1 pseudogene is annotated in these 253 nt (G+C 45.1%); it reads right to left on the bottom strand.

Annotated features, from left to right (window positions below):
- Window positions 1-253 (bottom strand): annotated as a pseudogene (locus tag B0E34_RS21490) (hypothetical protein); the annotation flags it as partial.

Raw genomic sequence — 253 nt, 5'->3', positions numbered from 1 at the left:
AGCGGTCCTGAAAGGGTATTATTCGGTAGGTTAGACTGCAGAATTCCGAATTGGTTTTCGCCTCCTATTGCGCCTAAAACTTCTCCATTGGCTCTGGATTTTAAAACCCTGTCTCTGGAATCTGGCAGATTGTCCGTAAATCCCAGACTTGCTGCTGCTGCCTGACTTACCGGCGAAAGGGCTTTAATATTTCTTCCGTCCAAAAGATACCATCCTCCTTGGTCGGTCTTTTTTACAGAAGTTTTAATATCCC

The organism is Chryseobacterium mucoviscidosis, assembly GCF_002177115.1.
GTDB classification, from domain to species: domain Bacteria; phylum Bacteroidota; class Bacteroidia; order Flavobacteriales; family Weeksellaceae; genus Chryseobacterium; species Chryseobacterium mucoviscidosis.
The sequence above is the reverse complement of the archived record's forward strand: the minus strand, read 5'-3'. Positions and strand labels throughout refer to the sequence as shown.